Genomic DNA, 12,445 nt, shown 5'->3' with positions numbered 1-12,445 from the left:
CAGTGAATGCAATCCCATGCAGGAGCTGCCGAAGGCTGCGATCTTTTCGGGCCCATCGAACACCAACCCTAGCCAATCCCGGCCTAACAAGCGAGGTTGGCGCGATATGCATGTTCATTGGCCGGGATCGCAGCCATGGATCGATTGTCCGGTTTCGGGCAGGCGAACAGACTGAACCCCTCAGCGCCGACACGGCGTTCACTCAGAGGAAACGCCCATGAGCACCACCATTGCCGGCATCAAAATCCCCGACAGCGCGTTGGCCAAAGCCACCACCGAATACATTCGCGATATCGAATCCGATCTGCTCTATCACCACTCGCGCCGGGTATTTCTGTTCGGCGCACTGAGCGGCGAGCGCAAGCAACTGGCCTACAACCCGGAGCTGTTGTACGTCGGCGCGATGTTCCATGACCTGGGCCTAGTGGAAGGTCATCGCACTGACAGCGAGCGTTTCGAAGTCGACAGCGCCAACGCCGCCAAAGCGTTCCTCCAGCCCTACGGCTTTTCGGACGACGATATCGAACAGGTGTGGTTATCGATCGCCCTGCACACCACACCGAATGTGGTGCACCACCTGCGCCCTAACGTGGCACTGGTGACCGCGGGTGTTGAAATGGATGTGCTGGGTATCGACTACGCGGCGTTTCCTACCGAGCAACGCGAGGCAGTGGTGCATGCACATCCACGGGGCGAAGGGTTCAAGGAATGCATTCTCTGTGCGTTCGCCAATGGCTTCAAACACAAGCCGGACACTACGTTCGGTACGGTGAACGCGGATGTGCTGGTGGACAGCGAACCGGGGTTCAAGCCGATGAACTTCGTCGAGATCATCCGCAAATCCCCTTGGACTGCATAAAGCAACTGTAGGAGCGAGCCTGCTCGCGATAGCGGTGTGTCAGGCAACAATTAAGTGGCTGACAATCCGTAATCGCGAGCAGGCTCACTCCTACATTTTGAATTTGGGTTGAACTCGATGATGAGGTCAACCCAGTATTGCTCAAGCCGCTTCCGGCGCCTGCGCGCGGCGCACGTCCGGTTGTTTCCACGAGTCGGCAGCGCTTTCCTCGATGGCTTGCTGAATCGCCCGCTTGCGACTCTCTTCGGCACGGCGGCTGAAGAACCAGACCAAAAAGGTCATGATCGAAACCGCCAGCAGAATCAGGCTGGCCACGGCGTTGATCTCAGGCTTCACGCCCAGACGCACCGCCGAGAACACTTCCATCGGCAGGGTCGTGGAACCCGGACCCGACACGAAGCTCGCCAGTACCAGGTCATCCAGCGACAGGGCAAACGACATCATGCCGCCGGCCCCCAGGGAGGGCGCGATCATCGGAATGGTGATCAGGAAGAACACCTTCCACGGCCGCGCACCGAGGTCCATGGCCGCCTCTTCGATGGACAGGTCCAGCTCACGCAAGCGCGCCGACACCACTACCGCCACATACGCCGCACAGAACGTGGTGTGAGCGATCCAGATGGTGACGATGCCGCGTTCCTGCGGCCAGCCGATCATCTGCGCCATAGCCACGAACAGCAGCAACAGCGACAGACCGGTGATCACTTCCGGCATCACCAACGGCGCAGTCACCAGGCCGCCAAACAGCGTACGGCCCTTGAAGTGGGTGATACGGGTCAGGACGAAAGCCGCCAACGTACCCAGCGCCACCGCCGCCACCGCGGTGTAGCAGGCGATCTCCAGCGAGCGCACCACCGAGCCCATCAGTTGCGTGTTGTCGAGCAGGCCGACGTACCATTTGATCGACCAGCCGCCCCACACCGTCACCAGTTTCGAGGCGTTGAACGAGTAGATCACCAGGATCAGCATCGGCGCGTAGATGAACAGCAAACCCAATACCAGCATCAGGCTGGAGAAACGGAAGCGCTTCATTCTTTACCCTCCATTTCCTTGGCCTGACTGCGGTTGAACAGGATGATCGGCACAATCAGGATCGCCAGCATCACCACCGCCAGGGCGGACGCCACCGGCCAGTCACGGTTGTTGAAGAACTCTTGCCAGAGCACTTTACCAATCATCAGGGTTTCCGGGCCGCCGAGCAGTTCCGGGATCACGAACTCACCCACCACCGGGATGAACACCAGCATGCAGCCGGCGATGATGCCGTTTTTCGACAGTGGAATGGTGATCTTCCAGAAGCTGTTGAACGTGCTCGAACCTAGGTCCGACGCGGCCTCCAGCAGACTGTGATCGTGCTTCACCAGGTTGGCGTACAGCGGCAGGATCATGAACGGCAGGTACGAATAGACCACGCCGATATAGACCGCCAGATTGGTGTTGAGGATCTGCAGCGGTTCGTTGATCCAGCCCATGCTCATCAAGAAGCCGTTAAGCAGCCCGTTGTTGCTGAGGATGCCCATCCACGCGTAAACGCGGATCAGGATCGCGGTCCAGGTCGGCATCATGATCAGCAGCACCAGCACCGTTTGCAGCTCTTTGCGAGCGCTGGCAATGGCGTAGGCCATCGGGTAACCGATGAACAGACAGAGAATGGTGCTGATCAGCGCCATCTTCAACGAGCCAAGGTACGCGGCGATGTACAACTCGTCGTCGCCCAGCATCGCGTAGTTGCCCAGATTCAACAGCAGCTGGAGTTTCTGCTCGGCGTAGCTGTAGATTTCGGTGTACGGCGGGATGGCCACGTCGGCTTCGGCGAAGCTGATCTTCAAGACGATGAAGAACGGCAACATGAAGAACAGGAACAGCCAAATGAACGGAACCCCGATGACCATCTGACGGCCACCGGGAATTATTCGATTGAGGCGGCGTTTGAATTTGCGCATGTTCATGAGCGAAGTACCACGCCGCTGTCGTCTTCCCAGTAAACGTACACCTGATCACCCCAGGTCGGCCGCTGGCCGCGGCGTTCGGCGTTGGCGACAAAGGACTGGACGATCTTGCCGCTCGGCAATTCGACGTAGAACACCGAGTGCCCGCCGAGGTAAGCGATGTCGTGCACTTTGCCGCTGGACCAGTTGTATTCGCAGGTCGGCTGGGTCGGTGTCACCAGCAGTTTTTCCGGACGGATCGCGTACGTCACAGACTTGTCTTGCACCGAAGTGCTGATGCCGTGGCCGACGTAGATCTGGCGATCCAGGTCTTTGCAGGTGATGGTTGCGTGGCCTTCGGCATCGTCGATCACTTCACCGTCGAAGATGTTGACGTTACCGATGAATTCGCAGACCAGGCGGCTGGTCGGGGTTTCGTAGATGTCGATCGGGCTGCCGATCTGGGCGATCCAGCCCAGGTGCATGATCGCGATGCGCTCGGCCATGGTCATGGCCTCTTCCTGGTCGTGGGTCACCATGACGCAGGTAACGCCGACGCGCTCGATGATCTCGACCAGCTCCAGTTGCATTTGCGAACGCAGCTTCTTGTCCAGTGCACCCATCGGTTCGTCGAGCAGCAACAGCTTCGGCCGCTTGGCCAGCGAACGGGCCAGGGCCACACGCTGACGCTGACCACCGGACAACTGATGTGGCTTGCGCTTGGCGTATTGGCTCATCTGCACCAGCTTGAGCATGTCGGCCACGCGCGCATCGACTTCAGCGGACGGCAGCTTGTCCTGCTTGAGGCCGAAGGCGATGTTCTGCGCCACGGTCATGTGCGGGAACAGCGCGTAGGACTGGAACATCATGTTGATCGGCCGCTCGTACGGCGGCATGTCGGTGATGTCTACGCCATCGAGGAAGATCCTGCCTTCGGTCGGTCGTTCGAAGCCTGCGAGCATGCGCAGCAAGGTGGATTTGCCCGATCCCGAACCGCCGAGCAGGGCGAAGATCTCGCCTTTCTTGATTTCCAGGGACACATCGTCCACGGCAATCGTCTCGTCGAACTTCTTCGTGACCCGGTCGATTTTGACCAGCACCTGTTTAGGTGACTGGTCGCCCTCGAGGGCTTTCTTATAGGCGCCGGAGGCAACTGCCATTTACGAAACTCCCAGAAAAAAAGAGTGCAGTTCGCTCAAGGTGAGCCAACCTTGGATAGTTTGAGCCTTGTAGCTATTTACCCGTCTTGACCGTGGTCCAGTTGCGGGTCATCAAACGCTGAATCTTGGGTGGTAACTCGACCGATACGTAGGTCTTGTCGAGCACCTCTTGCGGTGGATAGACCGCTTCGTCGGTGCGAATGGACTCTTCCATCAGTTTGTCCGACCCAGGGTTAGGGTTGGCGTAGCCGACGTAATCACTGACCTGGGCGATCACCTCAGGTTTCAGCAAATAGTTGATGAAGGCGTGAGCTTGTTTGACGTTGGCCGCGTCCTTCGGGATCGCGAGCATGTCGAACCAGAGCGCGCCGCCTTCTTTCGGAATGACGTAAGCGATATTGATGCCTTTCTTCGCTTCAGCCGCGCGGTTCCTGGCCTGGAACATGTCGCCGGAGAAACCGATTGCGATGCAGATATCGCCGTTGGCCAGGTCAGTGATGTATTTGGACGAGTTGAAGTAGGTGACGTAAGGCCGCACAGCCAGCAACTTGGCAGTGGCCTTTTTGTAATCTTCCTCACTGGTGCTGTTGGCGTTCAAGCCCATGTAATTAAGGACGGTGGGCATCATTTCATCGGCGGAGTCGAGGAACGCCACGCCGCACTTGCTCAGCTTCTTGATATTCTCCGGCTCGAACAACACGCCCCAGGAATCGATCTTGTCGACGCCCAGCACTGCTTTGATCTTGTCGACGTTGTAACCGATGCCGTTAGTGCCCCACAGGTACGGCACAGCGTACAGGTTGCCCGGATCGTTCTGCTCCAGGCGCTTGAGCAGCACGGGGTCGAGGTTCGAATAATTGGGCAACTGCGACTTGTCGAGCTTCTGGAAAGCACCGGCCTTGATCTGTTTGCCAAGGAAGTGGTTGGACGGTACCACCACGTCATAGCCGGTGTGCCCGGCCAGCAACTTGCCTTCCAGGGTTTCGTTGGAATCGAAGACGTCGTAAACCGGTTTGATGCCGGTCTCTTTCTGGAAGTCTGCCAGGGTGGTCTGACCGATATAGTCCGACCAGTTATAAATATGCACAGTGCCGGCAGCCTGGACATTGACGGCAAGCGTCAACCCGGCAGCGACCAGCAAGGCATTGCGCAACATAGAAAAAATAGGCAAGTGGAGGTCCTCTCAAATTAGTTGGGCCCAAGTTGCCCCGCGTTACATGACAGCCATGGCTGCCCAGCAACAAAACCGGCGCGCAACTTACCCTCGAAAAACCGTTCCAGCAAAACTTTTATACAGATACACCTGTAGGAGCGAGCGTGCTCGCGAGGAACCCGAGAGCACCGCGGGGTGCCAGGCACCCAGCGTTATCGTTGACGACCATCGCGAGCGAGCTCGCTCCTGCAAGGTTTACTTCTTATTTACCGGATTTGATCGTGGTCCAGCTGCGCGTCAGGATGCGCTGGGTCGCGGCCGGCAAGTCGGCAATCGCGTACAGCTTGGCCAGTACGTCCGCTGGCGGGTAGATGCCCGGGTCGCCAGTGATGTCTTTATCCACCAACGGCGTGGCCGCCGCGTTACCGTTCGGGAAACGTACGGCGTTGGTGATTTCAGCCATGATTTCCGGCTTCTGCAGGAAGGTCATGAACTTGTAGGCGCCTTCGACGTTTTCGGCATCTTTAGGGATGGCGACCATGTCGTAGAAGCTGCCTGCACCTTCTTTCGGAATGTTGTAGCTGACTTTCACCTTGTCACCGGCTTCAGCCGCGCGGGACTTGGCCTGGTAAACGTCACCCGAGTAACCCACGGCCACGCAGATGTTGCCGTTGGCCAGGTCGGAGATGTATTTGGACGAGTGGAAGTAGGCGATCGAAGGACGGACTTTCAGGATCAGTGCCTGAGCCTTGTCGATGTCTTCTTTCTTCTGGCTGTCGGTCGGCAGGCCCAGGTAGTGCAAAGCCACCGGGATCATCTCGGTTGGCGAGTCGAGCAAGCTGATACCGCACGACTTCAACTTGGCGGCGTTTTCAGGCTTGAAGATCAAGTCCCAGGAATCAACCGGTGCATCGGCGCCCAGTGCTGCCTTGACCTTCTCGGCGTTGTAGCCAATACCGATCGAACCCCACATGTAAGGGAAGGCGTGTTCGTTGCCCGGGTCGCTGACCGATACGGCCTTGAGCAGGTCCGGGTTCAGGTTTTTCCAGTTAGGCAGCTTGGACTTGTCCAGCTTCTGGTAAACGCCAGCCTTGATCTGCTTGGCCAGGAAGTTGTTCGACGGTACGACGATGTCGTAGCCGGACTTGCCAGCCAGCAACTTGGCTTCGAGGGTTTCGTTACTGTCGAAGACGTCGTAGACGACTTTGATGCCCGATTCGTCTTCGAACTTCTTGATGGTGTCCGGAGCGATGTAATCGGACCAGTTGTACACGTGCAGAACCTTGTCGTCAGCTTGAACTGCACCCGCCATCACGCCCATCAGGGACATGGCGAGGAGGGTCTTGCCAGCGAGCTTTTTACCTAGTGCCTTCATGCGTGATGCTCCAAATTTTTCTTTTTTTGATCCACTTGTTCAGCCACGGAACCCCGGCAACTGGAACCGCGACTAGTCTGGCAAGATCCATGTCGGTCTTTCAAGGAAACACCTTGCTTTCTGACTTCTCTGAGCGAAAGTGCCTGTTTTTTTCCAGAAGACTTCCGCTCAGAGCCTAGCACTTAGCCTTGCAATGCACTCAGGGTCAGGTCCAGGCACTTGCGGGCCTTGGTCACCAGTTCATCGATTTCCGCCGGTGTGATCACCAGTGGTGGAGCGATGATCATGGTGTCGCCCACGGCGCGCATGATCAGGCCGTTGTCGAAGCAGAACTGGCGGCAGATCATGCCGACGCCCTTGCCTTCGTAACGCTTGCGAGTGGCCTTGTCCTGCACCAGCTCGATTGCCCCCAATAGACCGACCCCGCGCACTTCCCCCACCAGCGGGTGATCGTTCAGTTCCCGCAGACGCTTTTGCAAATACGGTGCCGTTTCTGCGTGAACGTGCTCGATAATTTTTTCGTCACGCAGGATGCGGATGTTTTCCAGCGCCACGGCTGCAGCCACCGGGTGACCGGAGTAAGTGAAGCCGTGGTTGAAGTCGCCACCCTCGTTGAGCACCGCCACCACTTCGTCGCGCACGATCAGCCCACCCATTGGGATGTAGCCGGAAGTGAGGCCTTTGGCGATGGTCATCATGTCGGGCTTGAGGTCGTAGAAATCGCTGCCGAACCACTCGCCAGTGCGGCCGAAACCACAGATCACTTCGTCAGCCACGAACAGGATGTCGTACTTGGCGAGGATTTCCTTGATGCGCGGCCAGTAGGTGTCTGGCGGAATGATCACGCCACCGGCGCCCTGGATCGGCTCGGCAATAAAGGCACCGACGTTGTCCACGCCGACTTCCAGAATCTTCTCTTCCAGCTGATTGGCGGCCCAGACACCGAACTCTTCCGGGGTCATGTCACCGCCTTCGGCGAACCAGTACGGCTGGGCGATGTGGACGATGCCCGGGATCGGCAAGTCGCCTTGTTCGTGCATATAAGTCATGCCACCCAGGCTCGCGCCGGCTACGGTGGAGCCGTGATAGCCGTTCTTGCGGCTGATGATGACTTTCTTCTTCGGCTGGCCCTTGATGGCCCAGTAGTGACGAACCATACGCAGCATGGTGTCGTTGCCTTCGGAGCCGGAACCAGTGAAGAACACGTGGTTCATGCCTTCTGGCGCGATGTCGGCGATGGCCTTGGCCAGCTCCAGCACCGGCGGGTGAGCGGTCTGGAAGAACAGGTTGTAGTACGGCAGTTCACGCATTTGTTTGCTGGCGGCATCGGCCAGTTCGTCGCGACCGTAACCGATCGCCACGCACCACAGACCGGCCATGCCGTCGAGAATCTTGTTGCCTTCGCTGTCCCACAAGTAAACGCCCTTGGCGTTGGTGATGATCCGCGGGCCTTTCTCTTTCAGCTGCTTGAAGTCGCTGAACGGGGCCAGGTGGTGATCATTGCTCAGGGTTTGCCATTCACGGGTTTGCGGGTTGTTGCTGGTCATACGAATCTCCTAAAAAAACCAGGTGAAAGCGCCGCTCGATAACAGCGGCGCCGGCGCATCAGACGGCGAAGAGCAGGAATTCCCGTTCCCACGAACTGATGACGCGCTTGAAGTTTTCATGCTCGGCTCGCTTGACCGCGACGTAGCCCTTGATGAAATTTTTGCCCAGGTACTTCTCGACGGTTGCGCTGTTTTCCATGCGATCCAGCGCGTCTTCGATGGTCAGTGGCAGGCGCAGGTTGCGGCGTTCATAGCCACGACCCACCACCGGCGCACTTGGGTTCAGGCCTTCGACCATGCCGATGTAACCGCAGAGCAGGCTCGCGGCAATCGCCAGGTACGGGTTGGCATCGGCGCCCGGCAGGCGATTTTCCACCCGACGGTTTTGCGGCCCGGCGTCCGGAACCCGCAGGCCCACGGTGCGGTTTTCTTCGCCCCACTCCACGTTTACCGGTGCCGAGGTGTCCGGCAGGAAGCGGCGGAACGAGTTGACGTTGGGCGCGAACAGCGGCAACAACTCGGGAATGAGTTTCTGCAAGCCACCGATGTGGTGCAGGAACAACTGGCTCATGGTCCCGTCGTCGTTGGAGAAGATGTTTTTGCCGGTCTCGATGTCGATGATGCTCTGGTGCAAGTGCATGGCACTGCCCGGCTCGCCGGTCATGGGCTTGGCCATGAACGTCGCCGCGACGTTGTGCTTGAGTGCGGCCTCACGCATGGTGCGCTTGAACACCAGGATCTGGTCGGCCAGGGACAGGGCATCACCGTGACGGAAGTTGATTTCCATCTGCGCGGTGCCGTCCTCGTGGATCAATGTATCGAGGTCCAGCTCCTGCAATTCGCACCAGTCGTAGACGTCCTCGAACAGCGGATCGAATTCGTTAGCTGCTTCAATGGAGAACGATTGGCGACCGATTTCCGGGCGTCCGGAGCGGCCGATTGGCGGTTGCAACGGGTAGTCCGGATCGTCGCTGCGTTTGGTCAGGTAGAACTCCATTTCCGGCGCCACAATGGGCTGCCAGCCCTTGTCGGAATAGAGTTTCAGAACCTTTTTGAGTACGTTGCGCGGCGACAGCTCGATCGGGTTGCCTTGCTTGTCGTAGGTGTCATGGATCACCTGCGCGGTAGGCTCGATGGCCCACGGCACCAGGAACACCGCGTTCTGGTCGGGACGGCAGATCATGTCGATGTCGGCCGGGTCGAGCAGTTCGTAATAGATGTCGTCTTCGACATAGTCGCCGGTCACGGTCTGCAGCAGAACACTCTCTGGCAGGCGCATGCCCTTTTCAGCGATGAATTTGTTGGTCGGCGAAATCTTGCCCCGGGTAATCCCGGTCAAGTCGGCGATCATGCATTCGACTTCTGTGATCTTGTGGTCTTTCAACCAATCGGTGAGCTGGTCGAGGTTGTGACTCATAAATGCCTCTAGGCTTTGAGTTTCCTGACGCTTGTCAGAATCAGGCAATGTTTGACGCATCGGCGTCGCGTTGTAATGCGTGTCTGCGACCGGCTATCGTGTTCATTTCGGATACAGCGACAAATGCCAGGCGTGCAGAATCGCGAGCGGTGCTCAGCACAAAGGCCACGCCGCTATTGTGAATCGGTTCTATATTGAATGGAGTAACCGTAATGGGGGTGCCATCAGCGCCGTCCAGAATATCGGACGGGAATGGTCGAGCCGTCAGGCCCGAAGCTGCTGAGGCAACAACGCTGACGTAAATGTCGCCACTGATGTGATGAGCATGCAGACCGTTCTGCTTAGAGCAGTCGGTGACGCCGATTAACGGCAGGCGAGACATGAAGCACCCCGGTATTATTGCTGTTATGGGTTTGATTCGAGCTTAGCCTTGTTCATTTTTTTACACAACACCCCCGTAAAAAATACAACACGGCCCGCTCAAGCATGCGGGCGTCAAAGCGTTCAAAGGCATAAAAACGCCCCAAAGTGCCTCAAAAAAGCCACACGAGCGCTTTTTTAGGGCAAAAAAGGCCTCGCTTGACTTCGGCATGCCGTTCGGGTTGACTGGAATCCGAAGAGATCAATGATTGATATTTTTAACAACAAAGGTGTTGCATCATGTCGGTACCCCCGCGTGCCGTTCAGCTTAACGAAGCGAACGCGTTCCTTAAGGAACATCCTGAGGTTCTGTACGTTGACCTTCTGATTGCGGATATGAATGGTGTGGTGCGCGGCAAGCGCATCGAACGCACCAGCCTCCACAAGGTTTACGAGAAAGGCATCAACCTGCCGGCCTCTCTATTTGCTCTGGATATCAATGGCTCGACGGTGGAAAGCACCGGCCTGGGCCTGGACATCGGCGATGCTGACCGAATCTGCTATCCAATCCCCGACACCCTGTGCAATGAGCCATGGCAGAAGCGCCCAACCGCGCAGCTGTTGATGACCATGCACGAACTCGAAGGCCAGCCCTTCTTCGCCGACCCCCGTGAAGTACTGGCGAATGTAGTGCGCAAGTTCGACGAAATGGGCCTTACTATTTGCGCCGCGTTCGAACTGGAGTTCTACCTGATCGACCAGGAGAACGTGAACGGTCGACCGCAACCGCCACGCTCGCCGGTTTCTGGCAAACGCCCGCACTCGACCCAGGTTTACCTGATCGACGACCTCGACGAATACGTCGACTGCCTCCAGGACATTCTGGAAGGTGCAAAAGAGCAAGGCATCCCGGCCGACGCCATCGTCAAGGAAAGTGCCCCGGCGCAGTTCGAAGTGAACCTGCACCACGTGGCCGACCCGATCAAGGCTTGCGACTACGCGGTCCTGCTCAAGCGCCTGATCAAGAACATCGCCTACGACCATGAAATGGACACCACCTTCATGGCCAAGCCTTACCCTGGCCAGGCGGGTAATGGTCTGCACGTCCACATCTCGATTCTCGATAAAGATGGCAAGAATATTTTTGCCAGTGAGGATCCCGAGCAGAACGCCGCACTGCGTCACGCGATCGGCGGTGTGCTCGAGACCCTACCAGCGCAGATGGCTTTCCTCTGCCCGAACGTCAACTCCTACCGTCGTTTCGGTGCACAGTTCTACGTGCCGAACTCGCCGAGCTGGGGCCTGGACAACCGCACCGTAGCCCTGCGCGTGCCCACCGGTGCCGCCGATGCGGTCCGTCTGGAACACCGTGTGGCCGGCGCCGATGCCAACCCGTACTTGCTGATGGCTTCGGTCCTGGCAGGCGTGCACCACGGTCTGACCAACAAGATCGAACCGGGCGCACCCGTGGAAGGCAACAGCTACGAGCAAAACGAGCAAAGCCTGCCGAACAACCTGCGCGACGCATTGCGTGAGCTGGACGACAGCGAAGTCATGGCCAAGTACATCGATCCGAAATACATCGATATCTTCGTCGCGTGCAAAGAGAGCGAGCTGGAGGAGTTCGAACACTCCATCTCCGACCTTGAGTACAACTGGTACCTGCATACCGTGTAAGCGATTGCAGTGAAAAAAGAACGCCGCCGGCTATTGGAGCCTGCGGCGTTTTTTTATGTCTGGCATCAACCCCTGTGGCGAGGGAGCTTGCTCCCCCTGGAGGCCGAAGGACTCCCGTTCATAGCGATATGATTCTGTCAGACACATCGAATTGACCGGTTTTTGGGCCGCTCCGCGACCCAGCGGGAGCAAGCTCCCTCGCCACAGGTAAACCGGGAACCACAGGCTATGGAACATCACGCCGCTCTGCGTACAATGCCCGCTGCCCCGCAGGAGACTCCAATGACACGCGTAGCCACCCCCCGCAAACCCCGCGCACGCAGCCAGGCCCGGATCGACTCGATACTCGATGCAGCCCGTACGCTGCTGGCTGCCGAGGGCGTGGCCAGCCTGTCGATCTACAGCGTTGCCGAGCGCGCGGAGATCCCGCCCTCCTCCGTCTACCACTTTTTCGCCAGCGTCCCGGCGTTGCTTGAGGCCCTGACCGCTGATATTCACGCCGCATTCCGCGCCTGCCTGCAAGCGCCTATTGACCACCACGCCCTTACCGGCTGGCGTGATCTGTCGCGACTGGTGGAACAGCGCATGCTGGACATCTATGACGAAGACGCCGCCGCCCGCCAACTCATCCTCGCCCAGCACGGTCTGACCGAAGTCACCCAGGCCGACCGTCAACACGACATCGAACTGGGCGACCTGATGCACAAACTGTTCGACCATCATTTCGAGCTGCCGAAACTGCCGACCGATGTCGATGTGTTTGCGCTGGCCATGGAGCTTGGCGACCGCGTTTACGCGCGCTCGGTGCAACAGCATGGGCAGATTACGCCGCGCATGGCGGAGGAAGGGATGCGGGTGTTTGATGCGTATCTGGGGCTTTATCTACCGCCTTACCTACACAAGCGCGCTGCGCTTTAAAAGATCGCAGCCTTCGGCAGCGCCTACACTGGAATGTATACCCCTGTAGGA

At 58.1% G+C, this 12,445-nt stretch carries 10 protein-coding genes and 1 pseudogene; 3 read left to right on the top strand and 8 right to left on the bottom strand.

The genetic code is table 11. The annotated features are described in order from the left end of the window. Positions 1–217: 217 nt before the first annotated feature. A complete protein-coding gene (locus KUF73_RS28290; protein WP_218441255.1) occupies positions 218–859 on the top strand; it encodes an HD domain-containing protein in 642 nt (213 codons plus the stop codon). 141 nt (positions 860–1,000) lie between these two features. On the opposite strand, the gene KUF73_RS28285 is transcribed toward KUF73_RS28290, so the two are convergent. The 8 genes and pseudogenes from KUF73_RS28285 to KUF73_RS28250 form a co-directional block, all read right to left on the bottom strand. Then, the gene (locus tag KUF73_RS28285; protein ID WP_218441254.1) at positions 1,001–1,891 is read right to left on the bottom strand and encodes an ABC transporter permease subunit; all 891 of its coding nucleotides are present in this window, start codon (positions 1,889–1,891) and stop codon (positions 1,001–1,003) included. Then, positions 1,888–2,808: an ABC transporter permease subunit gene (locus tag KUF73_RS28280; protein WP_371135570.1), complete on the bottom strand. Its 921-nt coding sequence runs from the start codon at positions 2,806–2,808 to the stop codon at positions 1,888–1,890. The genes KUF73_RS28285 and KUF73_RS28280 overlap by 4 nt, the downstream gene beginning before the upstream one ends. Further along, positions 2,805–3,947 carry an ABC transporter ATP-binding protein gene (locus tag KUF73_RS28275; RefSeq protein WP_218441253.1) on the bottom strand — a complete coding sequence of 381 codons (1,143 nt, stop codon included), beginning with the start codon at positions 3,945–3,947 and terminating at the stop codon, positions 2,805–2,807. The genes KUF73_RS28280 and KUF73_RS28275 overlap by 4 nt, the downstream gene beginning before the upstream one ends. Before the next feature lie 73 nt (positions 3,948–4,020). Then, positions 4,021–5,118, bottom strand: coding sequence for a polyamine ABC transporter substrate-binding protein (locus KUF73_RS28270; RefSeq protein ID WP_218441252.1), 1,098 nt, complete (start codon positions 5,116–5,118; stop codon positions 4,021–4,023). 244 nt (positions 5,119–5,362) lie between these two features. Beyond that, positions 5,363–6,475, bottom strand: a complete 1,113-nt coding sequence (locus KUF73_RS28265; protein ID WP_218441251.1) for a polyamine ABC transporter substrate-binding protein — start codon at positions 6,473–6,475, stop codon at positions 5,363–5,365. Positions 6,476–6,657: 182 nt separating this feature from the next. Beyond that, a complete protein-coding gene (locus tag KUF73_RS28260) occupies positions 6,658–8,022 on the bottom strand; it encodes an aspartate aminotransferase family protein (RefSeq protein WP_218441250.1) in 1,365 nt (454 codons plus the stop codon). 58 nt (positions 8,023–8,080) lie between these two features. After that, a complete protein-coding gene (locus tag KUF73_RS28255) occupies positions 8,081–9,439 on the bottom strand; it encodes a glutamine synthetase family protein (RefSeq protein ID WP_218441249.1) in 1,359 nt (452 codons plus the stop codon). A gap of 130 nt (positions 9,440–9,569) precedes the next feature. After that, positions 9,570–9,821: pseudogene (locus tag KUF73_RS28250) on the bottom strand (gamma-glutamyl-gamma-aminobutyrate hydrolase family protein); the annotation flags it as partial. Positions 9,822–10,099: 278 nt separating this feature from the next. Here KUF73_RS28250 and KUF73_RS28245 point away from each other — a divergent pair. Both KUF73_RS28245 and KUF73_RS28240 read left to right on the top strand, forming a co-directional pair. Beyond that, entirely contained in the window at positions 10,100–11,476 is a 1,377-nt protein-coding gene (locus KUF73_RS28245; protein ID WP_218441247.1) for a glutamine synthetase family protein, read from the top strand. 282 nt (positions 11,477–11,758) lie between these two features. Beyond that, entirely contained in the window at positions 11,759–12,394 is a 636-nt protein-coding gene (locus KUF73_RS28240; protein WP_218441246.1) for a TetR/AcrR family transcriptional regulator, read from the top strand. The last annotated feature ends 51 nt before the right edge of the window (positions 12,395–12,445 follow it).

The sequence above is a fragment of the Pseudomonas sp. PD9R genome (assembly GCF_019200975.1).
GTDB lineage: Bacteria > Pseudomonadota > Gammaproteobacteria > Pseudomonadales > Pseudomonadaceae > Aquipseudomonas.
The sequence above is the reverse complement of the archived record's forward strand: the minus strand, read 5'-3'. Positions and strand labels throughout refer to the sequence as shown.